General features: G+C 36.3%; 19 protein-coding genes. 8 read left to right on the forward strand and 11 right to left on the reverse strand.

Going from position 1 to position 24,822, the window contains the following annotated elements; all coding sequences use genetic code 11:
* The first annotated feature begins 23 nt into the window (after window positions 1-23).
* From AC0L6O_RS07715 to AC0L6O_RS07725, 3 genes are all read left to right on the forward strand, one after another.
* Window positions 24-1,280 (forward strand): sensor histidine kinase, encoded by a 1,257-nt coding sequence (locus tag AC0L6O_RS07715; RefSeq protein WP_473307577.1) that lies wholly within the window; start codon window positions 24-26, stop codon window positions 1,278-1,280.
* Window positions 1,280-1,963 carry a response regulator transcription factor gene (locus AC0L6O_RS07720; protein WP_473307579.1) on the forward strand — a complete coding sequence of 228 codons (684 nt, stop codon included), beginning with the start codon at window positions 1,280-1,282 and terminating at the stop codon, window positions 1,961-1,963. The genes AC0L6O_RS07715 and AC0L6O_RS07720 overlap by 1 nt, the downstream gene beginning before the upstream one ends.
* A gap of 95 nt (window positions 1,964-2,058) precedes the next feature.
* Window positions 2,059-3,123 (forward strand): Fic family protein, encoded by a 1,065-nt coding sequence (locus AC0L6O_RS07725; protein WP_473307581.1) that lies wholly within the window; start codon window positions 2,059-2,061, stop codon window positions 3,121-3,123.
* Between the two features lie 27 nt (window positions 3,124-3,150).
* Here the strand turns inward: AC0L6O_RS07725 and purL are convergent, their stop codons facing one another.
* Entirely contained in the window at window positions 3,151-6,840 is a 3,690-nt protein-coding gene (purL, locus tag AC0L6O_RS07730) for a phosphoribosylformylglycinamidine synthase (RefSeq protein WP_473307583.1), read from the reverse strand.
* Window positions 6,841-7,120: 280 nt separating this feature from the next.
* On the opposite strand from purL, the gene AC0L6O_RS07735 reads away from it, so the two are divergent.
* The gene (locus tag AC0L6O_RS07735) at window positions 7,121-7,903 is read left to right on the forward strand and encodes a helix-turn-helix domain-containing protein (protein WP_473307585.1); all 783 of its coding nucleotides are present in this window, start codon (window positions 7,121-7,123) and stop codon (window positions 7,901-7,903) included.
* Between the two features lie 75 nt (window positions 7,904-7,978).
* Window positions 7,979-8,554: an NAD(P)H-dependent oxidoreductase gene (locus AC0L6O_RS07740; protein WP_473307587.1), complete on the forward strand. Its 576-nt coding sequence runs from the start codon at window positions 7,979-7,981 to the stop codon at window positions 8,552-8,554.
* Here AC0L6O_RS07740 and AC0L6O_RS07745 read toward each other — a convergent pair.
* Window positions 8,551-9,135 carry a YdeI/OmpD-associated family protein gene (locus tag AC0L6O_RS07745; RefSeq protein WP_473307588.1) on the reverse strand — a complete coding sequence of 195 codons (585 nt, stop codon included), beginning with the start codon at window positions 9,133-9,135 and terminating at the stop codon, window positions 8,551-8,553. The two genes, AC0L6O_RS07740 and AC0L6O_RS07745, sit on opposite strands and share 4 nt — an antisense overlap.
* A 191-nt stretch (window positions 9,136-9,326) precedes the next feature.
* Here AC0L6O_RS07745 and AC0L6O_RS07750 point away from each other — a divergent pair, with 191 nt between their 5' ends.
* Window positions 9,327-11,609 (forward strand): family 20 glycosylhydrolase, encoded by a 2,283-nt coding sequence (locus AC0L6O_RS07750; protein ID WP_473307590.1) that lies wholly within the window; start codon window positions 9,327-9,329, stop codon window positions 11,607-11,609.
* 609 nt (window positions 11,610-12,218) lie between these two features.
* Here AC0L6O_RS07750 and mnmE read toward each other — a convergent pair.
* Window positions 12,219-13,553: a tRNA uridine-5-carboxymethylaminomethyl(34) synthesis GTPase MnmE gene (gene mnmE, locus AC0L6O_RS07755; protein ID WP_473307591.1), complete on the reverse strand. Its 1,335-nt coding sequence runs from the start codon at window positions 13,551-13,553 to the stop codon at window positions 12,219-12,221.
* A gap of 152 nt (window positions 13,554-13,705) precedes the next feature.
* Here mnmE and AC0L6O_RS07760 point away from each other — a divergent pair, with 152 nt between their 5' ends.
* The gene (locus tag AC0L6O_RS07760) at window positions 13,706-15,106 is read left to right on the forward strand and encodes an MBOAT family O-acyltransferase (RefSeq protein ID WP_473307593.1); all 1,401 of its coding nucleotides are present in this window, start codon (window positions 13,706-13,708) and stop codon (window positions 15,104-15,106) included.
* Window positions 15,103-16,119, forward strand: coding sequence for an alginate O-acetyltransferase AlgX-related protein (locus AC0L6O_RS07765; RefSeq protein ID WP_473307594.1), 1,017 nt, complete (start codon window positions 15,103-15,105; stop codon window positions 16,117-16,119). Before AC0L6O_RS07760 ends, AC0L6O_RS07765 begins: the two co-directional genes overlap by 4 nt.
* On the opposite strand, the gene AC0L6O_RS07770 is transcribed toward AC0L6O_RS07765, so the two are convergent.
* From AC0L6O_RS07770 to AC0L6O_RS07805, 8 genes are all read right to left on the reverse strand, one after another.
* Window positions 16,094-17,257 (reverse strand): glycosyltransferase, encoded by a 1,164-nt coding sequence (locus tag AC0L6O_RS07770; protein WP_473307595.1) that lies wholly within the window; start codon window positions 17,255-17,257, stop codon window positions 16,094-16,096. The two genes, AC0L6O_RS07765 and AC0L6O_RS07770, sit on opposite strands and share 26 nt — an antisense overlap.
* Window positions 17,258-17,342: 85 nt before the next feature.
* On the reverse strand, window positions 17,343-17,891 hold the full coding sequence (locus AC0L6O_RS07775; protein WP_473307597.1) for an OmpH/Skp family outer membrane protein: 549 nt from the start codon (window positions 17,889-17,891) through the stop codon (window positions 17,343-17,345).
* A 31-nt stretch (window positions 17,892-17,922) separates the two neighbouring features.
* A complete protein-coding gene (locus AC0L6O_RS07780) occupies window positions 17,923-18,441 on the reverse strand; it encodes an OmpH/Skp family outer membrane protein (protein ID WP_473307598.1) in 519 nt (172 codons plus the stop codon).
* A 119-nt stretch (window positions 18,442-18,560) separates the two neighbouring features.
* Window positions 18,561-21,197, reverse strand: a complete 2,637-nt coding sequence (locus AC0L6O_RS07785; RefSeq protein ID WP_473307599.1) for a BamA/OMP85 family outer membrane protein — start codon at window positions 21,195-21,197, stop codon at window positions 18,561-18,563.
* Window positions 21,198-21,207: 10 nt separating this feature from the next.
* Window positions 21,208-21,948, reverse strand: coding sequence for an isoprenyl transferase (locus tag AC0L6O_RS07790; protein WP_473308504.1), 741 nt, complete (start codon window positions 21,946-21,948; stop codon window positions 21,208-21,210).
* A gap of 81 nt (window positions 21,949-22,029) precedes the next feature.
* Complete coding sequence (locus AC0L6O_RS07795) at window positions 22,030-22,782, reverse strand: DUF6089 family protein (protein WP_473307601.1); 753 nt, start codon at window positions 22,780-22,782, stop codon at window positions 22,030-22,032.
* A 15-nt stretch (window positions 22,783-22,797) separates the two neighbouring features.
* Window positions 22,798-23,853: a hypothetical protein gene (locus tag AC0L6O_RS07800; protein ID WP_473307602.1), complete on the reverse strand. Its 1,056-nt coding sequence runs from the start codon at window positions 23,851-23,853 to the stop codon at window positions 22,798-22,800.
* A 57-nt stretch (window positions 23,854-23,910) separates the two neighbouring features.
* A complete protein-coding gene (locus tag AC0L6O_RS07805; RefSeq protein WP_473307604.1) occupies window positions 23,911-24,822 on the reverse strand; it encodes an NAD kinase in 912 nt (303 codons plus the stop codon).

The following is a 24,822-nucleotide window of genomic DNA, read 5'->3' on the forward strand; positions in this document are numbered from 1 at the left end:
GACTTTCCATAAAAAAACTACATTTGACACGTAACGCTATACGTCTGATCATAATTACTGGTAGCTTAGCTATTGCTGCCATAATTGGGATCCAAATATTTTGGGTCAAACGGGCTTATGATATTGAGAATGACCGTTTTAGACAATCTGCAGTAGAGGCCTTAAACGAGGTTGCAAATAATATTTCGAGAATTTATGATTTGACAGAGATAGAAGCTCCCGTAGAGCGGCTTGAAGATGATTACTATGTAGTTAATCTTAGAACTCCTCTAGATGCGGCGGTATTAGAGCATTATCTAAGACAAGAGTTTAAAAGGCATGATGTGAATACTAGTTTTGAGTATGGTATTTATGATTGTGATACCGATGAAATAAGATATGGAGGGAGTGTTAATGCCAATTTTGAAATAGACCATATAGAGCCAACCATATTACCAAAGACTGATAAATTTTTAAATTATTTTGGTGTAAGGTTCCCATCAAAAGGCAGCTTTTTGTTTCAAAATCTTGATTTTTGGATATTGTCATCTTTTATAACGTTACTTATTACTGGCTTCTTTGTTTATGCGATGTTCGTGATTTTGAGGCAGAAGAAATTAAGTGAGGTTCAGCGTGATTTTGTGAACAACATGACGCATGAGTTTCAGACGCCTATATCTACTATAAGGGTAGCTACTGATGTGTTGGCACAAGATAAAATTATGGAACAGCCTGAAAGAATGAAGAGGTATGTTCAAATAATAAAACAAGAGAATTTAAGATTAAAAAATCAGGTTGAAACAGTTTTGACCACTGCGAAAGTAGGCAAGGGGAAATTGGAGTTAAACATTCAGCTACAAGAACTTCACTTTTTATTATCTGAAGTATTAGAGAGTGTTAAATTAGAAATAGGTAATGGTTTAACGTTAAAGTTAGATGCTGTACAGACGTCAATTTATGCTGATAAAGTGCACCTTTTGAGTGTTGTGAGAAATTTGGTAGAGAATGCTATAAAGTATTCTAAAAAGCCAGCCGACATAACGGTGGTCACCAGAAATGATGATAATGGCGTGGTACTTGAAGTTAGGGACATGGGAATAGGTATACCAGAGGAATACTTAGGTAAAATATTTAATAAGTTTTACAGAGTGCCAACTGGTAATGTGCACAATGTGAAGGGTTTTGGTCTTGGTTTAAATTATGTGGAGCAAATAGTTAAAGCTCACAATTGGAAAATAAATGTGGAAAGTGAATATGGTTTAGGCACCGTTTTCAGAATTAATATACCTCAAGAGAAATAATGGCAAAGATACTGTATGTAGAAGATGATGAGAATTTAAGCTATGTCATCAAAGATAACTTAGAGGAAGAGGGTTTTGAAATTTCGCATTATGCGGATGGAAAAGAGGCCTTAAAGAACTTCCAAAAAGAGAAATTTGACCTTTGCCTTTTAGATGTCATGCTTCCTGAACTAGACGGCTTTTCGTTAGCAGAAAAGATAAGAGAACAAAACGAGCAAATTCCTATTATTTTCTTGACAGCAAAGGTTTTACAAGAAGATAAAATAGAAGGACTTAAAATTGGAGGCGATGACTACATCACGAAGCCTTTTAGTATTGAAGAGCTTATGCTCAGAATTAAAGTTTTCTTAAAGAGAAGCACTGTCTCTGATATAGAGGACGAGCAAAACGAATATAAAATAGGGAAATATAATTTCAGCTTTTCACAACTTATTTTGGATTCTGACGATGGTATTAAAAAGCTTACACACAGAGAGGCAGAAGTGCTCAAATACCTTTGTGATAGGAGAGATTCCGTTATCAAAAGAGAAGACATTTTGACCAAAATATGGGGTAGAGATGATTACTTCTTAGGTAGGAGTTTAGATGTATTCATCACCAGACTTAGGAAAATGTTAGCTCCGGATGAGTCATTGAAAATTGAGAATGTTCACGGAGTAGGTTTTAGGTTTGTAACCGAATAGTAATAAGGATACGTTGAGAAAATAGTCTTTTTTTTCGAGACTGTTTTCTTTTCCAAGGGTATATGACTAAATTTGACATGACAAAAAATGTCAAGATGGTAAATCAAATATTAAAACAGCGTAGAACAGAGCTGGGATTGAAAATTCAAGAGATTTCAGCTAATACAGGAATAGACCAGGCCTTGCTTTCAAAGTATGAGTCAGGGAAAAGACTGCCATCTCAAAAGCACCTATATGGGTTGGCAGATGGCTATAAAATCTCTTATAGCACCTTGAAAAGGGAGCTGATTGTTGATAAGATAGTTGACATGGTCAAATATGAACATCAGCCAATGGAGATAATGATGGCTTGTGAGTCTAGGGTAGAATATTTAAAGAGTACTAGCAGCCTAGAAGTACCTGAACTAAGTGCTGATATAAAAGGTAAACTAAAAAGGTTAGACCATTTAAAAGAAAGTTGGGCAGAGTCTAAACCATTAAACTCTACACAACTTAGTAAGCTTTTAGGCTATTTTAATACCAAATACACCTATGATAGTAACAGAATAGAAGGTAACACGCTTAGCCTGCAAGAAACTCAGCTCGTGGTGGCAGAAGGGGTTACTATTAGTGGGAAAAGTATGAAAGAGCATTTGGAGGCTATTAACCACTCTGAGGCTATTCAGTTTTTAGAAACGCTAATTACAGAGAAAGAGCCTTTGGATAAAAGAACGCTTCTTGATTTGCATCGCTTAGTCTTAAAAAGTATTGATACTGAAAATGCAGGAAAATATAGGAGTGTACCCGTTACCATAGGTGGTTCGGAGTTTTTGCCTCCGCAGCCTTTTCTTTTAGATAAGTTCATGGAAGATTATTTCATTCATTATGATAGGCAGAGAAAAGGTATGCATCCTGTTATTTTAGCTGCCGAAATGCATGAAAGATTAGTGAGTATTCATCCTTTCTTGGATGGGAATGGGCGTACTTCTCGTTTGATAATGAATTTTATCCTTCTTCAAAATGGGTATACGATTGCTATTTTAAAAGGAGACCCAGAGTCAAGGATAAAATACTATAAGGCTTTAGAAAATGTTCAGATGAACAATAATCCAGAGCCATTTTACCATTTGATAATTGATAGAAGTATAGCATCTTTAGAAGAGCATTTGAATTTGGTATAGAGGTATCACCTCTATACCAAATCAATATTATTTATTTTTCGCTTCTACCCATTTTCTAGCATTCACAAAACCTTCTAGCCAAGGCGAAACTTTATCTCCTTCACGATTTGCTGGATAGTGTGCCCAGTTCCAAGGGAATGTAGAACGCTCAATATGCGGCATCATTACTAAATGCCTTCCTGTGCTGTCGCACATCATGGCTGTGTTAAAGTCAGAGCCATTGGGGTTAGCGGGGTAGCTTTCATAACCGTATTTTCCTACAATATTATATTTTTCTTCACCGTAAGGTAAATTGAATTTACCTTCTCCATGAGAAACCCAAACACCAAGTGTGGTACCTTCTAAAGTAGAAAGCATAACGGAGTTGTTCTTTTGAACAGTAACCGATGTAAATATGCTTTCATGCTTATGAGAGTCATTATGAATCAACTTACCATGAATCTCATGGTCTGGGTTTATCATTTCTAATTCCATCAAAAGTTGGCAACCATTACAAATTCCTACAGAAAGTGTGTCTTCTCTTTTGAAGAAGTTTTTAAGGGCGGTATTTGCTTTTTCATTGTATAAAAATGCTCCTGCCCAACCTTTGGCAGAGCCCAAAACATCAGAATTAGAAAAACCACCAACGGCTCCTATAAATTGAATGTCTTCTAAGGTTTCACGTCCAGAAATAAGGTCGGTCATGTGAACATCTTTCACGTCAAAACCCGCCAAGAACATGGCATTTGCCATTTCTCTTTCAGAGTTGCTACCTTTTTCTCTAATAATGGCTGCTTTAGGTCGTACAGCTTTACTGTCAATAATAGGAGCAGAACCGTCAAAGTGAGATGGGAAAGTATAATTGAGTGCTTGGTTTTTATAGTTTTTATATCTTTCTGCTGCAGTTCCGTTAAATGCTTGTTTTTGGTCTAAAAGGAATGAGGTTTTAAACCAAGTGTCTCTAAGGTCAGAAACGTTAAGGCTAATTTGGTCGTCATTACTTTTGATAAGGACTTCGTTTCCTTCTTTTGGCTTTCCTATTTTGATTATGTCAATCCCGTTTGTTTTAAAAACAGCTTCAACTTCGCTTTCTCCTTGGAAAACAACCGCAATGTTTTCATTGAACAAGGTTTTTACAAAATCAGCTTCACCTAAACCTGTTAGGTCATAATCAGCTGCAAGATTTACATCTGCAAAACACATTTCAAGCAAAGTAGTAATTAATCCACCACTTCCTATATCATGACCTGCTTTGATTTTTCCTTCTTTTATGAGGTCTTGAAGGGTATTGAAGGCTGTTTTAAAGTACGCAGCATCTGTAATACTTGGTACCTCTTTACCTACTTTATTAAGTATTTGAGCAAAAGAACTTCCTCCTAATTTGAAGCTGTCTTTTGATAAGTTTAAGTAATAAATGTTTCCACCGTCTCTTTTAAGTACAGGCTCTACCACTTTTTTAATATCCGAGCAAGATGCACCTGCAGAGATAATTACGGTACCAGGAGCTATAACTTCATCATTAGGATATTTCTGCTTCATGGAAAGCGAATCCTTTCCAGTAGGGATATTGATTCCTAAAGCAATCGCAAACTCCGAGCAAGCTTCTACAGCTTTGTAAAGGTTAGCGTCTTCTCCTTCGTTTTTACACGCCCACATCCAGTTGGCAGAAAGAGCGACTGATTTCAGTCCTTCAGGTAATGGAGCCCAAACTATATTTGATAATGCTTCGCCAATTGAGTTTCTAGAGCCAGCATCTGGATTAACCAGTGCTGAAACAGGGGAATGACCTATAGATGTGGCAATACCTTCTTTCCCTTTAAAGTCAAGAGCCATTACGCCCACATTATTTAAAGGTAATTGTAACGGTCCAGCACATTGTTGTTTGGCCACTTTACCACCCACACATCTATCAACTTTATTGGTTAGCCAATCTTTTGATGCTACAGCTTCTAGTTGAAGTAATTTATTTAAATATTCACCAATTTTGTCTTTGGAATAAGATAAATCAGCATAGTTTCTCACTACCGTTTTATCATCCATGATAGTTTTTGGCGAACTGCCAAACATATCACTTATGGCAAAATCCATTGGTTTTGCACCAGTAGTTTTAGAAACGAATGTAAAACGATGTTCTCCCGTTACATCACCTACGGTGTACATTGGTGAGCGTTCTCTGTCGGCTATTTTTTTAAGGGTGTCAATATCCTTTTCGCCTATTACTAAGCCCATTCGCTCTTGAGATTCGTTTCCGATAATCTCTTTTGCAGATAGGGTAGGGTCCCCTACTGGCAATTTATCTAAGTCTATCACACCGCCAGTTTCTTCTACTAATTCAGATAGGCAGTTTAGGTGTCCACCCGCACCGTGGTCATGAATAGAAACTATTGGGTTATGCTCGCTTTCAACCAAACCTCTTATGGCATTGGCTGCTCTTTTTTGCATTTCAGGATTAGAACGCTGTACAGCGTTAAGCTCAATTCCAGAAGCCATTTCTCCAGTGTCTGCAGAAGATACAGCAGCACCACCCATTCCAATTCTATAGTTTTCTCCACCAAGAATTACAACTTTGTCTCCTTTCTCAGGAACAGCTTTTATAGCTTGAGATGCTTTTCCGTAGCCTATTCCACCGGCCATCATGATAACTTTGTCAAAACCTAGCTTACGAGAATTCTCCATGTGCTCGAAAGTAAGTAGTGAGCCAGAAATCAATGGTTGACCAAATTTATTTCCAAAATCAGATGCTCCATTTGACGCTTTTATCAAAATATCCATAGGCGTTTGATAAAGCCATGGTCTTTCGTCCATAGCGTTTTCCCATGGTCTGTTTTCTTCTAATCTAGAGTAAGAAGTCATGTAAACCGCAGTTCCTGCCAATGGCAATGAACCTTGTCCACCTGCCAATCTATCTCTTATTTCTCCACCTGCACCCGTAGCTGCACCATTGAAAGGCTCTACCGTGGTTGGGAAATTATGTGTTTCTGCTTTTAAAGATATTACGGAGTCAAAATCTTTTTCTTGGTAAAAATCAGGCTTGTCAGCAGACTTTGGAGCAAACTGTGTTACAGTAGGCCCTTTTACAAAAGCTACATTGTCTTTATAAGCAGAAACTATGTCGTTAGGGTTTTCTTGTGACGTTTTCTTAATCAGTTTGAAAAGAGAAGATGGTTTTTCTTCACCGTCAATAATGAAAGTACCGTTGAAAATTTTATGACGGCAGTGTTCAGAATTCACTTGAGAGAAACCGAAAACTTCTGAGTCTGTTAGTTTTCTTTCTAGTTTTTTAGAAAGTTCTACCAGATAATTAACTTCTTCTTCATTAAGAGACAATCCTTCAGAAAGATTGTAAGCATTAATGTCTTCAATCTCTATTATTGGCTCTGGTTTGATATTTATGGTGTAAATATCTTGAGTAAGGCTGTTATATTTTTGCGAAAGCATAGGGTCAAAACTCACCTCATCACCTTCTACTTCCTTAAATTCTTCAATTCTAATGAGCCCAGAAATGCCCATGTTTTGAGTGATTTCTACGGCATTAGTACTCCATGGTGTAATCATAGCAGCACGAGGGCCAACAAAAGAGGCTGTTAGAATAGCCTTGCTATCATTCGTTTTGGTGTGTTTATGGTCTATTTGACTTTGAAAAAGCCAAATCAATTTTTTGATGTCTTCGTCTGAAATAGTGCTTTCTGTTTGAACAGCAAAAACGGTATTGGCTTGACCGCCAAAAAAATGAATCATTTGAGCAAGGATTTATCTTGAAATAAGAAAACACAAAGTTAAGGGAATTGCGAAAAGTATGGCACTTTAAACGTGAGAGTATTCCAAGTAATAATGGGATGTTAAATAGATAGTTGATTGGCTTATAATGATTAATTGAAATAGTGTTTTAGCAATATTGCTTTTGAAAGTGATAAATGGATAGGCTAAAACTGATAGAAGCATGTTTTGAACAACCAGAATTTGGTAAGAGTTGTAGTGAATTTTTACTTAAATTTGAATATCTTATTTTAACTGAAATATGGCTTTAATAGAAGAAAGAGTAAGTATTCCTGAAGAGTTTAATGGCGTGTTTTCTCATTTCTATATGGCCCATAATAAAACTGATGAGAGCATTGCACGCACATTGATGCCTAGTTTTCAAACGCTCATGGTTTTTAGTTTTGGTGGAAGTATTAAGCTAAACACTTCAGGTGCTAATGTGATAGAGATAACCGACTGCATGGTGATAGGTCCTCTTAAGAAATCTATAGAATATACGCTCTCACCAAAGGCGGAAATGTTTGTGGTCAATTTTGTGGATGATGCTTTTTACCGATTTTTTGGTCCCTTAATCTTTTTGGAGGGTAATCCTGTTGACCCAGAGAAGTTGGTTGATGATAATTGCTTTGAAAACCTTCATGGTTTATTGAAAAATAGGAATTCAAAAGAAAGAACCGAGGTGATTTTATCTTTCTGTCAACCATATTTAAAAGAAAATGACAATGTTTTTAAAGGACATGAGTCTGGAGAAATAGAGAGTCCTATAAAAGCTGTCGCTCAAAAAACGAATAAGTCGGAAAGAGCTATTCAAACGAGATATAAACAGTATTACGGTTTTACTTCTAAAGAGAAAATTAGGTTTGAACGCTTCAGCAAAGCCATTGAAATAATTCAAACAGGAGCTTTTGAATCTTGGTTTGACGTGATACTAGCATGTGGATTTTATGACCAAAGCCAATTAATCCATGATTTTAAACACTTCATCAAATTGACACCGAGTCAATATTTGAAATTTCAACAAGATATCTGTCAGGTAGACTAAAGCTTCGTTTTCTTACAATTATACGGACTGACTTCTTTAGAATTTTGAACCATCAATTAATCAAAATTCAAGAACATGAAATACCTTATAATTTATGCCCATCCGCTAGAGAATAGTTTAAATCATCATTTGAAGACTGTAGTGGAGCAAAAACTCTCTAATGAGAAGCATGAAGTGGTAGTTAGAGATTTGAATAAGCTAAAATTTAATCCAGTTTTGTCGGCCGATGATATAGTGGGACAAATGAAAGGAATAGTGTCTCAGGATGTTAAAAAAGAGCAGGAATATATCACTTGGGCAGATGCTATTATCATGATTTATCCTATTTGGTGGACAGGGATGCCAGCTATCATGAAAGGATATATTGACCGAGTTTTTTCTTATGGTTTTGCTTACCATTATGATAAAGGCGTGCAGAAAGGTTTACTGGTTGGCAAATCACTTTATGTGTTTAATACGCATGGTAAGTCAAAAGAGGAATATCAAGAAATAGGAATGGACGTTGCTCTTAAATTAACCTCCGATACTGGAATTTTTACTTATTCAGGTTTGGAGATTAAGAAGCATTTTTTCTTCGGACAGGCAGATAGGGTAGAGGCAAGTGTAGTAGAAAAGTGGATTTTGGAGATTACGGAATCATTTAGTGCTTAGATAATATGTTTAGGTCTTTTGTTTTGACCTGCAAGGTGGGCTATTTCCGAGATTCTTTTCATTCTAGTTTCTTCCCGTTTGGGTGCCACTATCCAGTATAAAACCTGTTTCTTATGAGATTTATTTAAGCTTTGGTAGTATTCCTTTGCCCCAGCATGTTTACTGAATTCTTGTTCTAAATCATCTGGGACTATTAGGGCTTCTACAGAATCTAAGATTGACCAAGAACCGTTTTCCTTGGCAATAGCAATGCTCTTTAAGCCTGCGGATGTTATTTGACCATTGGCTATAAACGTTTTGACTTTTTCTTTATTGATTTTTGACCAAGTACTATTTGCTTTTCTGCGACTGAAAAACTGCCTATAAGAGTCTTTATCAATGGTTTGTTTTTTACTGTCAATCCAGCCAAAACAAAGGGCTTCATCTACAGCGTCACTCCATAAAATAGATGGCTTAGGTGAGCTCTTTTTATAAAAAATAAGCCAAACAGATGGCTGAGATGCATGGTTCTCTTCTAACCAGGCTCGCCATTCTGTTTGGCTTTTAGGGTAAAATACTTCTATGTCTTTGTCTTTGTTCAAAATTCACTCACTGAGTTTAATGAAGGGCAAGTTACAAAATTAGAAAATGATGAATCTGTCTTAGGCTTTATAAGATTTTAGTCTATTAAAAGACATTTATAGGACTTTAATTATTAAAATATTTTAATAATTATGATTTGTAAGAGCTAAGAATTGATATTTTTGTTTCTTATCCAAATCTGTTTTTCTCGATGAATAAGTTTTTAACACTAACTTTTATTTTCCTTTCTAGTTTGAGCTTTGCTCAAGATATCATTCCAAAACCGGTTTCATATACCGCAGGAGATGGTCGATTTGTTTTTGATGAACATACCTCTGTCTCAGTTAATTCTCTTGATAAAGGGCTCATGGAAATAATTGCCAATCTTCAGGAGGCTGTAAAAGCAAGTTCGGGTTTCGGAGTTCCTGTTCAGAAAAAGAACGAAAACTCAATAGCCTTTATACATGATAATAAGCTTAAACAAGAGGCTTACGAAATTAACATTTCGACTAGTAAGGTGATATTAAAGGCCGGTTCAAATAAAGGTTTCTTTTATGCTTATCAGTCACTTTTGCAGCTTCTTAGTGATGAAATTTATGATAGAAATAGTGCATTGGTTAAACTAAGTCTGCCGGTGTGTAACATAAAAGACGAGCCTCGTTTTGTTTACAGAGGTCTGATGCTGGATGTAGGAAGGCACATGATGCCCGTAAGTTTTATTAAGAAGTTTATTGACTTAATGGCCATGTATAAGTTCAATCAATTTCATTGGCATTTGACCGAGGACCAAGGGTGGCGAATTGAGATAAAGAAATATCCGAAATTAACAGAAGTAGGAGCTTATAGAAAGGAGAGTCCGTTAGGACATGATAGCGAGAACAGAGGAGACGGAAAGCCTTATGGTGGATTTTACACACAGGAAGAAGTGAAAGAGGTGGTGGCTTACGCCACATCAAAGTATATAAATGTAATTCCGGAAATAGAAATGCCGGGTCATGCGGTGGCTGCCTTGGCTAGTTACCCTGAATTGGGCTGTAGTGGTGGACCTTATGAAGTAAGAACCAGATGGGGTGTGGCAAAAGACGTTTACTGTCCTACTGAAAAGACCTTTGCTTTTTTGGAAGATGTGTTGACAGAAGTAATGACACTTTTCCCATCAAAATACATTCATATTGGAGGTGACGAATGCCCAAAAGATAGCTGGAAGGCATCGGAATTTTGTCAAGACTTGATTAGAAAAGAAGGTCTCAAAGATGAACACGGACTCCAGAGCTATTTTATCTCTAGAATCGATAGCTTTTTAACTTCAAAAGGTAGAAAACTGATTGGTTGGGATGAGATATTAGAAGGTGGACTTTCGCCAAACGCTACAGTAATGAGTTGGAGAGGAACTGAGGGTGGAATAGAAGCTGCTAAGCAAAAGCATGACGTAATTATGTCGCCTAATTCATTTCACTATTTAGATTATTATCAGGGCGACCCTGTTTCTGAGCCCCTAGCGATAGGAGGATTTTTGCCTTTAGATAAAGTATATTCTTACGAACCATTAGCGGAGGCTTTAGCTCCTGAAGAACTAAAGCATATTTTGGGAGTGCAGGCTAACTTATGGACGGAGTACATTTCGACACCTGAAAAAGTAGAATATATGCTTTTCCCTAGGGTATTGGCGGTAGCGGAAACAGCTTGGTCTACAGCGGAAAATAAGGAATACTCTGATTTTGAAAATAGAGTTAAGAGCCATTTTGGAAAACTGGCTAAGCTTAAAGTGAATTATGCTGAGTCTATTTATAATATCAAAGCAGCCTTAAAAACTACCAATAAAGGAGAGGTGCAGGTAAATCTTAATAATATAGAAACAGCACCTAGTATTTTATATACTTTGGATGGTTCTGAACCGAATAGGAGGTCGAATAAGTATGACGGTAAAACTGGCATTCTTGTCAAAAAGCAGACCACAGTAAAAGCTAGTTTGTTTAATGAAAATGGTCAAAAATATGGTAATACTTTTGAAGCCGATATCAGGATTAATAAAGCTACCGGAAAGTCTTATGAATACCGCTCCAAGAAAACCAAGTACACAGGTAATACAGAAATGGCCCTAACAGATGGCCAAATAGGAAATGAGAAAAACCTTCAAACGTGGGTAGGTTTAGAAGGAGGTAAATTAGACCTTATCATTGATTTAACTGCTGTGAATGAATTGTCAGAATTGACTATTGGCTTCCTCCATTCACCGGGTAGCTGGATAATGTTTCCTAGTACTTTAGAAGTGAGTGTTTCTAAAAAAGGTAAGAAGTTTAAGACGCTGAGCAGCCAGTCTTTTAATAAAGGCGGAGAATTATCTCAATTTGTAGAAAGAATAAAAGTAAATCTCGATGGTAAAAAAGCAAGGTACATTAAAGTAACTGCGGACAGCTTTGGCAAACTTCCCGAAGGGCACATAGGAGCTGGTGCAGATGCTTGGCTTTTTGTGGACGAGATTGAGGTAAACTAATTATTGAATTTTACGGTATTGGGAAATAGTAAGGTTATTTCCCTATGCAAAATTTGGCAAAGAAGATAATGGTAGCTTTTTATTTAAGCCTTACTAGCTTTAAGAAATGTCTAATCAATGTAAAGGAAACAAAACAAAACATTAATGATATAGTTATGATAGTAATTTTATCTGAAAAGAAGTTGGTAGTATCAATAAGTTTAAATTCTGAGAAAATTTGAACTGCCACCATTAGTACAAGTAAAACTGCTGAGAAAGATAGAGTTGAATATAAAATGGAAAATAAAAGTTGGAGGATTCGTTTGGACTTGTCCCCAAAACTATGGTCTTTCCAAAGTTTTTTTGAGGTAGAATAAGGATGATTGCAGAAGTTACAGTTTTCTACAGGATTGCCAATATAGTCGCCAAAGTTATTTATTTCTTGACGCTGCAAGTTCTTTATTAAATTATTGCAGTTTGGACATCTTGTTGTTAGATAAGTAGACATAAATTTAAACTAAAAGTTATGTGATGTGATTTTTTCTTATTTAGGGTGTAAAAGTAAAATAAGGTGGATTACTAAAAGACCTATAGGGATGATTTTTTAATTTACATTTAATGTAAAAACAATTATTTTCCGATACAAAACTTCCCAAAAATATTCTTTAGTAAGTCGTCCGTCGTAATGGTACCTGTCAATTCACCAAGGTGAAGCAATGCCAAACGAATGTCTTGAGCCAAGAAATCACCTGTGATGTTTAGTCCCAAACCATTTAATACTTCGTTTAAGGCTTCATTGGTTTTTATGAGGAGGTCATAATGCCTTAGATTCGTTAAAACCGTGTCTCCTTGGGTTTTGACAGCACTTGATTCAAAAAGTGTATTTTCTAATTCGCTTATGCCTTCTCCTGTTTTGGCAGAAATGTTAAGGTCAGCATCACTTTTATTTGTGCTTAAGTCAGCTTTTGTTTTTACCCAAAATACCTTCTTATCCTTTGCTAAACTGGTGTAGTTTTCTTCTAAATAGGCTCTTTCTTCAGGAGCGTCAAATAAGAAAAGCACTACTTGGGCTTTTTGCAAAGCCGCTCTCGATTTTTCAATTCCGATGCTTTCCACTATATCTTCCGTTTCTCTAATTCCAGCCGTGTCTATAAACCTAAACTTCATGCCACGTATCACCATGGTATCTTCTATGGAGTCTCTAGTGGTTCCGGCTATTTCCGTTACAATCGCTTTTTCTTCTTTTAAAAGAGCATTAAGCAAAGTTGATTTTCCAACGTTTGGTTGCCCAATAATGGCAACTGGAATTCCTTCTTTGATAACATTACCTGCATCAAAGGATTCTATAAGGGGGGTAAGTTGAGATTGTAAACTCTCTATCAACTTTTTTAAGTCATCTCTATCCGCAAATTCCACATCCTCTTCGCCAAAATCAAGTTCAAGTTCCACCATGCTAGCAAAATGAATGAGTTCATCTCTTAGAGAAGTTAGTTTATCTGAGAAACCACCTCTTAATTGGTTAATAGCCAAACTGTGTGCCGCTGCAGAATCTGCCTCAATCAAATCTGCTACTGCTTCTGCTTGTACCAAATCAAACTGACCATTCATAAATGCTCGCTGCGTAAACTCACCAGGTTTTGCCAGGCGGCAGCCATTGTCTAGAAGAAGTTTTAATATTTCTTTTATGACGAAAGAACTTCCATGACAAGAAATCTCTACGGTGTCTTCTTTTGTAAAAGACTTTGGAGACTTAAAAACAGCCGATAGAACTTCATCTACTACTTTTTCTCCTTTTTGAATAGTACCAAAATGTACCGTATGTGTTTTGACATTTTCTAGCTTTCTACCTTTAAAAATAGCATCTACTATTTGAATGGCATTTAGCCCTGAAACACGAATTACGCCAATAGCACCTACTCCTGGAGCGGTGGCTAAAGCACAGATGGGTTCTTGTTGATGAATCATAAGTTTGCAAGTTAATTCTTTCTAATTCTAAAACGTTAAAGCTCTAATTCAAAACATAAAATTTCAATACAGATTCAGTAGATTATTCTTAGTATTTTTGGGCTCAAATTGAATAAGAGCAACAATCAAAACCGGTATTACAAGTAGCTTACATGCTTTTTAATTCCATTCAGTTTATATTTTTCTTCATTGTAGTCTCAATTTTGTACTACAGTTTGAGGCACCGTGGTAGGGTGTGGCTTCTGCTTTTGGCTAGCTGCTACTTTTACATGGCATTTAAGCCTGTATATATTCTCATATTACTATTTACCATAATAGTAGATTATTACGCAGCGTTTTTAATAGATAAGGCGGAAGGGAGAAAGCGGAAATGGTGGCTCGGTATTAGCTTAGTGGCAAATATTGGCTTCTTAGCTATTTTTAAATATTTCAATTTTATCAATCAGAACATAAGCTTTGCTTTAAATCTGATGGGTATTGAAAACCCAATTCCTAATTATGGCTTAGAATTACCCATAGGACTTTCTTTTCATACTTTTCAGGCCATGAGTTATACCATAGAGGTATATCGGAAAAATCAAAAACCAGAGAAAGACTTTATTATTTATTCGCTTTATGTAATGTTTTATCCCCAGTTGGTGGCTGGGCCCATTGAGCGTCCGCAAAATTTATTAGGTCAATTTCATACCTATTTTAAGTACAATTTTGAAAATATCAAGCAAGGTTTAATAAGAATAGCTTGGGGTCTGTTCAAAAAAGTGGTGGTGGCTGATAGGCTGGCAATCATGGTAGATTATTGTTATAATAGTCCGTTGGAGCATAGTGGCTCTACTTTACTGTTGGCTACCGTATTTTATTCCTTCCAAATCTATTGTGATTTTTCTGGTTATTCAGATATGGCTATTGGCTGTGCCAGACTAATGGGCTTCAATTTGATGGAAAACTTTAATGTGCCTTATATATCTAAATCAATATCTGAGTTCTGGAGTAGGTGGCATATTTCATTATCTACCTGGTTTAAAGATTATTTATACATTCCTTTAGGAGGAAATAGAGTAGGGGAGTATAGGCTGTATCTTAATTACTTTATTGTCTTTACTATTTCTGGGCTGTGGCACGGACCTTCTTGGAATTTTATTATTTGGGGAGCTATGCATGGTATATTCTTAGTTATGGCCATGTATTGGAAAAAACATATTGGCTTTAAACTCCCTAAAAATAGCTTAAGTACTATACTTCAGGTGGCGTTTACTTTCTCTTTAGTAACGCTTAGCTGGGTGTTTTTTAGAGCACAAGGACTATCTAATGCTTTGACTATACTCTCTAAGATTGTCAATTTTGATACTTATGCTGGTTTTAGTAGCCCATTCTCTGTTACAGAATTATGGTTTTGTGCGGCGGTTATTCTGATTCTAATGTTGAAAGAGATTTATGTTCCTTTTATAGATACGAGTAAAACATCCGCCTTTTATGTCAAATTTGTGGGGATAATGATTATTTGCTACTTCTTTGGCGTGTTCACTTCCAATCAATTTATCTATTTCCAATTTTGAAAATACTTAAATACATAGCGTTGGTTTTAGCGGCTTTCTTATGGTTAGAGGGTTGTTCTAGTGGTTTGTCTACCTGGCTTTTTGAACATGGTCTGGTTAAAGATGATTACCGCTATGGAGATTTGTATCGACTTTCTAATCTTGCGGACTTTAGAGAATTAAAGGAAACTTGTGAAACTTCAAATCTAGAGAAAGAACAAGGAGTACATCTGGTATTAGCAGGTGATAGCTTTACAGAGTTTGGCCGTATGGACTCTAGTAATTTCATAGCCTCAAAGTATGATTATATAAGAGTAGATGGAAATACGGATATAAAATTAGATACTACGGAGTTTAATGTATTGGTGATAGAAACTGTAGAACGTCATTTTAGAGAACGTTTTACAAGCGTTTGGAATGGCGTCAATGTAGTAGAAGGCAATGATTCTTCTCCAGTGGAGTTAGTAAAAGAAAGCTTTTTGAAAAGAGCAGTTGATTTCGAATTACCATATTCTACAGAGCTTCATGAGGGTGTTCTTTTTGGTTATGATTTCATGATGACCATTAAAGATTGGAAGGCAGCCTTGAATTATAAACTCTTCGATAGAGTGGACGATAATGTTCGTTTAAATAAAACTGGAGAGCATTTACTGTATTACTTGCCCTCGGAGCCGGGAATAAGTTCTGCCTTTGACAAGATAAGCGATGAGGAAATAGAGACTTTGGTAACTTATGTCAATGAAACCTCTCAAAAATATAAGGCTCTTGGTTTTGATAAAGTGATTTTAAGTGTTATTCCTAATAAGACTAGTATTTTAGGACGAGATTTGGGAACGTATAATCAACTCATTACTAGAGTCCAAAATCATCCCAAACTTAATATAGAATTTATAGATGCTTTTGGAGCATTAAATAAATTAGGAGCTTCAGCCTTTGCCAAAGGAGATACGCACTGGAACTGCCGTGGTAAGCTTGTTTGGGAAAACCTTTTAAACAAGGCTTTAAGTGCTAAGGCAAGTCAAGAAGTGTTTTAACAAAAGCTTCCGTGCCGTGGTCTTGATAGTAAGCTTGACCATCAATTTGCCATTTATTTTCGGAATTAATAAAGTCAGCAAATTTCTTTGTGATAGCTCCTGTGTCTTCAGGATTTACTTCTAAGCCGAGTTTATATTCTTTAGTCAAATCTGCTACTATTCCGTAATCAGAGACAAGAGAGGGCTTGTTATACTTAGCAGCCATTCCAATAATTCCGCTGCTCGCAAAGTAATTAACATTCATTCTTAGAATTAAGTCTGACTGGGCAAAAAGTGCTTCCATTTCATCGTCGCTCACAAATTTATCGTTCTGTAAGATTTGATAAGCACATCTACTTTTTTCTAAGGCTTCTTCTAGTGTTGATTTGTATTCTGCAGCCACTTTGCCAATCATCAGAAGTACTAGCTCCGATTGCATTTCTTTAGGGAGAGCTTCCAGCGATTTTAAAATGTTTACTACGTTTTTCCTATCGTCAATATGGCCAAAAATTAAGAATATAACCTTTGATTTATCAATACCGTATTTAGTTCTAATATCAATACTTTCGGTGATATGGTAATCAAAAACTGGGTCGGGTAAGTAAAAAAGTCTCTTACCATGTTTTTCATTGATGGCGTTTACGGTGACTCTGTCATTCAGAATGAAAATTTGCTGAAGTTTTTTGTTTCTAAGAGCTAGCCTAAACATGGCTTGCTTTCTCCATTTAGCTATTTTAAACTTAATGGTAGGAATAATGGATTTGTTTAAAGAAACCTGTCTGAAATAAGGTCTAAACCAAATTCCAGAAACATCAAAACCCGTTTTGGAGTCATTACCTATGGCAACTTGATAAATATCAAATTCCATCAAAACTATCTTTTGGGCATCAAACTGGCTAGCTTTTAATTTGATGAAATCCCATTGCTTTTTATACTTCTTTAAAGCGGTTTTCGCTTCAAAATTAGCAGATGTATGAGGCTTTATTACCTCTACTTTAATATTAGAGCTTTCAGGTATTTGCAGCTCTGCATTTACCAAAAAATGAAATGTCCCTTTATGTTCTGGTTGATTTCTGGCAAGCCAGTTAAGTGTTTGCTGAACAAAACCTATTTTGTGGCCATCCAGTTGAATATTTAAATCTACTATTAAATAATTCATTCAGTAAAGAGCAATCGTTTGGAATGTAATCTATAAAAAAAGCCTCTTTGATTTACTCAAAGAGGCCATAATTTGGGAGTGAGAATTAGTTTCCTTCAGTTTCTTCAGGAACTGTTACACCCATATGCTTAAATACTAAGTTCGTGATGTTATCAGAATCTGGAGCTACTAAAATTACAGGAGTAGTACCATATCCAGCATCAGAATTTAATACGTGTGTATATCCGTTTGCTTTAGCTACTTCGTCAATAGCAACTTGAATTTTGTCCATTACTGGAGCCAAAAGTTCACGCTGTTTGTTTTGGATAGCTACTTCAGAATTTTGTTGAAATTCTTGAATACCAGTTTGAGCAGTTTGAAGGCTCTTTTCTTTATCTTGACGAATTACCGGAGTCATCGTCGCGGCATTCTTTTGATAGCTTTCGTAAGATTTTTGAAATTCTGCTACTTTTTCTTGAAGTAATTTATCGTACTGAGCTTTCTCAGTAGTCAATTTTTCCTGAATTTCTTTAGAATCTGGTAGGTTTGTAAGGATGTAATCAATATTAGTGTACCCAATTTTCACCTGAGCGTTGGCACCAATACCTGCTAGCATTAATGCTGCAAAAAGGGTTGCGAAAAGTTTAATCTTCATTTTATACTTATTAGATTTAATTAATAACATTTTATTTAGTTTCTAGAATTCCTAGTTCTTCTAATACATAGTCCGTGTAATCATGACGCGGGTCTGTGTAAATCATGCTAATGTCAGACGCTTTGTCAAACAAGAACATTAGTTTTTTATCTCGAGCAACTTTCTCACAAGAATTATAAATGGCGTCCATAATAGGTCGCATAATTTCCTTTTTCTTTAGAAAGAGCTGCCCTTCAAGCCCAAATATACTATTATTCAGAGCTTTTACTTCTTCTTCTTTAGTCTTAATAGCTTTCAGTCTTTCTTTTTTCATGTCATCAGTCAGTAGAATTTCTTCCTGCTGATAGGCCATTTTCAAATCTTCAACCTCGCTATACTTCACTTGTATGTCTTTTACCCATTGTTCTGAGTAAGAGTTCATAGCTTCTATGGCCTCTTTATATTCAGGCATTTTTCCTGTAATAAACTCAGAATCAACATATCCAAATTTCTGAGTGAAGCCAGAAATCGAGATTAGCGACAAAAATAGAAAAAATAATGTCTTCTTCATCTTAGATTATTTTTCAAATGTGACAATTTTATTCTTTGGTTTTTCCTATTCGCTTTCTTTGACGAGCAAAATAGAGAAAAGTCAATTTCAAACTGTCTAATTAACGACTGCTTAACATATTAACGTATCTGCTGCCCAATACTGAAAGTGAAGTTTTTCAAACCTTTGTTTGCTACACCAGGAATTGGGTCAAAGCCATAACCGTAGTCAAAGCCAAGTAAACCAAAGGCAGCCATAAATACTCTAACACCTACACCAGCAGTTCTTCTAAGTTTAAAAGGGTTATAATCTTTATAACTTCCCCAGCTATTACCTGCTTCTAAGAAGGCTAGTCCATAAATAGTGGCTTGAGGGTTTAAAGAGATAGGGTATCTTAACTCGGTAGTGAATTTGTTATAAATGATACCACCTTGACGGCTAAGCTGTCCGTTCGAACTGCTTTCACCAGTAACATCTGCAGCTTGTTCTGCAAGTGTTTTCTCATGAACAATTCCTTCTTCGTAACCTCTTAGGCCAATAAGTTCCACACCAATATTTTGGGTATTTTGAAGTCCCATACCTGCTCCTCCAACTACGAACCTACCAAACGGACTATAATCAACATTAGGAGAGTAACGACCTAAGAAACCCATGTTAGCTTTAGCATGGAAAATTAGCTTTCCAACCACCGGAGAGAACCAGCTTGCGTCTAACATCCACTTATGTCCTTCAATCCACTTCACTTCTGCATCGTCGTTTTTGGTTCCAAAAGCAGAATAAGGAGGGTTGAATGTAGCATTTAAAACTATCGAAGAACCTGTTCTTGTAAATTGTGGGTTGTCTAAACTATATCTAGAAAGGTTCAATGCTAAGGCGATATCATGAGCTTGACCGTTTCTAAAGTTAGCTAATAAGAAGCTATTCTCTACATCATAGTACTGGTAAGATAAGCTACTACTGAAACTGAAATTTCTATCAGGCCAGTTAAGTCTTTTTCCAAAAGTTACAGAGCCACCAGTGTTTTTAAAGAATCCAGAGTAATAAGAGTTGCTACCTCCAAATCCGAGGCTACCTCCTAAAAGACCGCCAGCACCACCACCGTATAGTTTTTCGTATCTATCTAGAAGTTTTCCATAATCTTGAACCGAGTGGAAGAAGCTTACAGAGAAAGAGTTTGGTTTTTTACCACCTAACCATGGCTCAGTAAAGGAAATAGAATAGTTTTGGAAACCACCATTTGCTTGAAAACGTATGGCAAAGCTCTGACCATCACCTTTAGGAAGTGGCTTGTATAGCCCTTGGCCAAATTTTAAAACATCTTTAATGGCAAAGTTATTAAAGACAATACCGAAAGTTCCTACAAAACCTTGAAGACCACCCCAACCACCAGAAAGTTCAATCTGGTCATTAGACTTTTCTTCTACATTATATTCAATATCAACAGTTCCATCAGCTTGAGGAATTGGTCTTGGATCTATCTTTTGAGGATCGAAGTATCCAAGCTTAGAAAGCATTTGAGTAGTTTCAATAAGGTCAGTCTTACTAAACTTCTGTCCTGGTTTAGTAAGTAACTCCCTCATGACCACGTGGTCAGATGTTTTGGTATTACCGTTAAGAATAATTCTATTAATGATGGCTTGTTTACCTTCAAAGATTCTCATTTCAATGTCAATAGAATCTCCTTCTACAGCTACCTCTACAGGCTGACAGCTAAAATATAGATAACCATCGTCCATGTAAAACGAACTTACATCGTTTTGAGGAATACCGTTTATTTTTTTATCAAGGTCTTCTGGATTGTATAAATCACCTTTCTTAATATTAAGAATCATGGCAAGCGTATCAGAAGCGTGCAGATAGTTTCCTGACCAAGTAATATTTCTATAATAAAACTTATGGCCTTCATTAATGTCGATGTAAACGTCAACATTTCCAGAAGGATTTGCTACCACGGAGTCAGAAACTACTTGTGCGTTTCTATAACCACTCTTGTTTAGCCAAGCCACTGCAGCTTTTTTGTCTTCCTTGTATAATTTAGGAATATATTTTGATGGACTAAAAAGCCTCATTGGAGCCCTAGCTTTAGTCTTCTTGAACTTTGATAAAAGCTTCCATTCCGGTACTTCTTCTACGCCAGTAACATAAATATTGTCAATTTTTACTTTGTCTTTTTTATCAATGTCAAAAATAAGCGTGGCATTATTAACTCTTAACGTATCGTCAATTTGCTTAACTTGAACGGCCGTATTAAGAAAGCCTTTTTCTATATAGTATTTTTTAATTGTTAGCTGAATATTCTTAACAAGTGCTTCGGTAATAACTTTACCTCTGTTTTCACTGATAGATTCTTCTACCGTTTCAATCTCACTTTTCTTTATACCAGTAAGTGTGATCTTGTTTAACCTTGGTCTTTCCTTAAGATCAATTTCTAGATAGGCTTTTTTATCTTCAATTTTTGTGACATTGATAGAAGCATCTTCAATAATACCTTGGTCCATTAATCTTCTTATCGCAGAGCTAATAGCTTCACCAGGAATTGAAATCTGGTCGTTTACGCTTAAGCCTGATACGGAAATCAGTGTATTTGGGTCAAGAAATTTAACGCCAACAACGGTTATTCCACCAATAATATATTCTTGAGGATTGTCGTATCTAATCTCATCAATAGGATTAGTTTTTGGTGTTTTACTTCCAACACCAATAAATTGAGCGTAAGTAGTGCTTCCGCAAAGAAGCATTAAGGCAGTAATAAAACTGAATTTTATATTTTTGAGCATAAATGCTGTTTTAAGGCTTCTTAACCTGATCTCCTGTTTTTCCAAATCTTCTTTCTCTTTGCTGGTAAGTATAAACAGCATTAAATAAATCTTTCTTTCTAAACTCTGGCCAAAAAATATCGTCTAAAAATAATAACTCCGCATAGGCTGACTGCCAAAGTAAGTAATTACTAATACGATGATCTCCGCCAGTTCGCACCAATAGATCCACTTCAGGACTTTCTTCAGTAGCTAAGTAACGACTAAATGAGGCTTCGTTTATATTATCAATATTAATTTCACCTTTTTTAACTTTTGAAGCTATTTCTTTTACCGCCTGTATAATGTCCCATCTTCCGCTATAGCTTAAGGCTAAATTTAGTGTCAAACCAGTATTGTTCTCAGTGAGTTTTATACCTTTTAACATTTCTTCCCTTGCTGATGCAGGTAAAGAATCTAAATCGCCAATAGTTTTTAAGCGAACGTTGTTCTTATTTAAATCTGGGATTTCTTTAGCTATGGTTGACACCAAAAGCTTCATGATACCATCAACTTCTAGTTTTGGTCTATTCCAGTTTTCAGTAGAAAAAGTATAAAGGGTTAGGTATTCAATGCCAAGTTCACCGCAGGCTTCCACAGTTTCTCTAACTGCTTTAATGCCATGATGATGCCCGAATATCCTCATAGCACCTTGTTTTTTAGCCCATCTACCATTCCCATCCATTATAACGGCGATGTGTTTGGGCAAATTGCTTTTATCTATTTTATCTATTGACACAGGTATCTAATGAGATTCTTGTTCTGAAAATGAACGCAAATGTAAGGAAATTAGGTAGTAATAGAAAGATAAGTCTTACCTTCTTGGGTTGGGGCATCTAACACCAGAGAAAACATAACTTAAGGTTACGTTGGCATAGAAAAATCTATCTCTTACGTGTGCGTTAGGGGTTGAATACTTTAAAGGCTCTCCCACTATATCAGGATATGTGTTTTTATAGGGTTCAGTTTCGTCATCAAAATATCCGAAACCGTCAAAGTAATCACTGTTGGATTTCTCCATAGCTAATTTACAGCCGAATGAGCCGCTTATATTCAATTTGGCATTTAATTCTTTTTTGTAACCAAAGCCGTAAGAGAGAGCTTTACTTGGAGAATCTACTTCATCAGAGAATGTGAGGCCATTTGCATGAAAGTTTCTTTTAGGCATTCTATATTGCTCAATTCCTAAGAAAAGAATGGGGGTCCATTTAGAACGGACTATGGTGCCGGAGGCTCGAAAGTTTAAGAAGTTATATTCTAAATCTAATCCCCAGTTCATTATTTGCCCATCGAAATGCCAGTCTCTTGCCTTGTTTAATGGGTTGGAGCTTAGTCCGTCTTTACCCGTGATAAAACCATACATACTTCGGCCTTTTAAGGAAAAAGCTCTAGAGAAATTATAGCGAACCATCACGTTCGCCGCAGGTCTAGCGAGTAATGGATTAAAATTTGGATTAAGATCTCCCCTGTAAAACGTAGCACCCGTACCAAGACCAACTTCTAAAGCTTGCCCGTGACAGGCGATAGAAAAGAGAAAAAGGAAGCCGATTAAATGGGTTTTATTCAAGTTGATTTTGCTAAATTATTTTAAAACAGGGCACTTTATTTTATCACTTATAATATAAGAAATAGTGATTTGAGTGGTGCCGTATAAGTCTTTTAGAAATCCTTTAGAACCTCTTTGTTTACTTATAGAACCTTCGGGTCCATAGAATGATGCAAGGGTTTTCAAGGGTTCAGGTCCTGCAGATGCATTTAATTTCTCAGGGTCGCCGTAAATCTGCAATATTTGCTCAAGTCTATTTATGCCACTTCTCGAACTAATAGCTTCTCCTGCTCTATATGAAAGCAATTTTGACATTTCTCCGCCATAATTCTCTAATTGTGCTATGTCTGCATAATTACCTGGCCCTACATCGTCAAGGTAGTCTGTATTCGTGATTCTTAAATTACCCTCTAATGTAATGTCAATTTTATCGTTGACCCTCATTCGTATGCCGAGACCCAATGGAATTACTGCTTGAACTAAAGAGTATGATTTAATTCCACTATTGGGTATTGCTTGTCCAGAAGTATTGTACTGTCTTAATGATTGCCATTTACTCCCTGATGTTGTTGTACTACCGACTGGAAGCGTTGCTTTTGGGTCATGAGCTATTAGCCCGATGCCTATAGTAGCGTAAGGAGTGAATTTATTTCTATTTCTAGCTCCACCTTTGCCATTATTTGGTATAAGATTAAATATACCACTTAGGGCTACCTCCTTTACATCATTTCTGAAGTGTAGATTTCGGATAAAGGATTGATAAAATAAGTCAAGGTTATCTACACCATATGTGTAATCATCTCCTAATAACCTTACCCAAGATAGCTGAACGCGTATAGCAGCGTTAGGCGTAAGGTACTTTGTATAATTTGCGTTTAAATTAAATCTCACGTTCTTATATAATGAACGGTAAAAATGAGAGGGGAGAGCTAAATCTCCAATGTAGTGGGCAGAACCTGCACCAAAACCAACGGTAGTATATTGATTTACCACATTTTTAGGTGAGAAAAGACCTTGCGAATTCGCAGCTCTACCTATCAAAATCATTGATAAGATTAGGAAGCCAAATGTTATTTTTTGAGACTTTGCCATGCTTTGAGTAAAATTCGTTTTCAGAACGTAATTTTTCGTTTTTTTATTGCTAGGCAATCAAGAAGTCTCTTCTAAACTTGGAAGTTTGGTTCTATTTCTAACATCACTGCCCCAGCCAAGTTTGGCTCTTAGTGTGTCTAGAAAGTCGGAACCATCTAGTGTAATTAATTTAGCCTTAAAAGACTCTTTACTAATGGTAATTTCGCTATCTACATCGCCTATTACCTTTGCACGTGAGTCCATTGAAACCAAGTAGTTATTACTTCTACTTTCCACCTTTAAAGAAATGATACTTGATTTAGGTACTATCATTGGTCTTACAAACAAATTATGCGGACAAATCGGTGTAATAATAAAATTGTCCGAATGAGGCATTACTAATGGACCACCGCAGCTTAATGAATAACCTGTAGAGCCAGTAGCAGAAGCCACCATAAGACCATCCGCCCAATAGGAGTTTAAAAACTCTCCATTTATGAACGCATGAATAATAATCATAGAAGAAGTATCAGTCTTCGAGATTGCTATTTCATTTAAGGCAAAGTTCGTGCCTGATTTAAAAAGTTCTATTTCAGAGTCGGCATGAAGCATGCTTCGCTCATCAAGTTTGTACTGTTTTTTGAGTAGTTTTTGAACTGCTGATTTTATCTCAGTAGGCTGAATTGAAGTAAGGAAACCCAGTCTACCAAAATTTACACCTAAAATTGGCTTTTCGCTAGCACCTACTTTACTTACAGTTTCTAGAAATGTTCCATCTCCTCCTAAACTTAAAACGATATCAATATCCTCCTTACCGTTAAAAGAGACTGTTTTTTCGGTTAATGGTGAGATTTCGGCGGCGGAAAGTATTTTTCTGAAAGAGTCAGAAACCTGAACGTTTAATTGGTTTTCTGCCAGTTCCTCAAAAACCATTTGAACTAAATGCTTGTCCTCAGGTTTGAAATCCCTTCCATGGACTGCGATATTCAT

The organism is Arcticibacterium sp. GJ41-1, assembly GCF_055808875.1.

What these genes read in the sequence shown, in the direction of transcription:
- AC0L6O_RS07760 (WP_473307593.1), top strand. Translation starts at nt 13,706, where the DNA reads ATGCTTTTTAATTCCATTCAGTTTATATTTTTCTTCATTGTAGTCTCA.
- purL (WP_473307583.1), bottom strand. Translation starts at nt 6,840, where the DNA reads ATGATTCATTTTTTTGGCGGTCAAGCCAATACCGTTTTTGCTGTTCAA.
- AC0L6O_RS07750 (WP_473307590.1), top strand. Translation starts at nt 9,327, where the DNA reads ATGAATAAGTTTTTAACACTAACTTTTATTTTCCTTTCTAGTTTGAGC.
- mnmE (WP_473307591.1), bottom strand. Translation starts at nt 13,553, where the DNA reads ATGATTCATCAACAAGAACCCATCTGTGCTTTAGCCACCGCTCCAGGA.
- AC0L6O_RS07720 (WP_473307579.1), top strand. Translation starts at nt 1,280, where the DNA reads ATGGCAAAGATACTGTATGTAGAAGATGATGAGAATTTAAGCTATGTC.
- AC0L6O_RS07735 (WP_473307585.1), top strand. Translation starts at nt 7,121, where the DNA reads ATGGCTTTAATAGAAGAAAGAGTAAGTATTCCTGAAGAGTTTAATGGC.
- AC0L6O_RS07800 (WP_473307602.1), bottom strand. Translation starts at nt 23,853, where the DNA reads ATGGCAAAGTCTCAAAAAATAACATTTGGCTTCCTAATCTTATCAATG.
- AC0L6O_RS07770 (WP_473307595.1), bottom strand. Translation starts at nt 17,257, where the DNA reads ATGAATTATTTAATAGTAGATTTAAATATTCAACTGGATGGCCACAAA.
- AC0L6O_RS07805 (WP_473307604.1), bottom strand. Translation starts at nt 24,822, where the DNA reads ATGAATATCGCAGTCCATGGAAGGGATTTCAAACCTGAGGACAAGCAT.
- AC0L6O_RS07780 (WP_473307598.1), bottom strand. Translation starts at nt 18,441, where the DNA reads ATGAAGAAGACATTATTTTTTCTATTTTTGTCGCTAATCTCGATTTCT.
- AC0L6O_RS07725 (WP_473307581.1), top strand. Translation starts at nt 2,059, where the DNA reads ATGGTAAATCAAATATTAAAACAGCGTAGAACAGAGCTGGGATTGAAA.
- AC0L6O_RS07740 (WP_473307587.1), top strand. Translation starts at nt 7,979, where the DNA reads ATGAAATACCTTATAATTTATGCCCATCCGCTAGAGAATAGTTTAAAT.
- AC0L6O_RS07785 (WP_473307599.1), bottom strand. Translation starts at nt 21,197, where the DNA reads ATGCTCAAAAATATAAAATTCAGTTTTATTACTGCCTTAATGCTTCTT.
- AC0L6O_RS07775 (WP_473307597.1), bottom strand. Translation starts at nt 17,891, where the DNA reads ATGAAGATTAAACTTTTCGCAACCCTTTTTGCAGCATTAATGCTAGCA.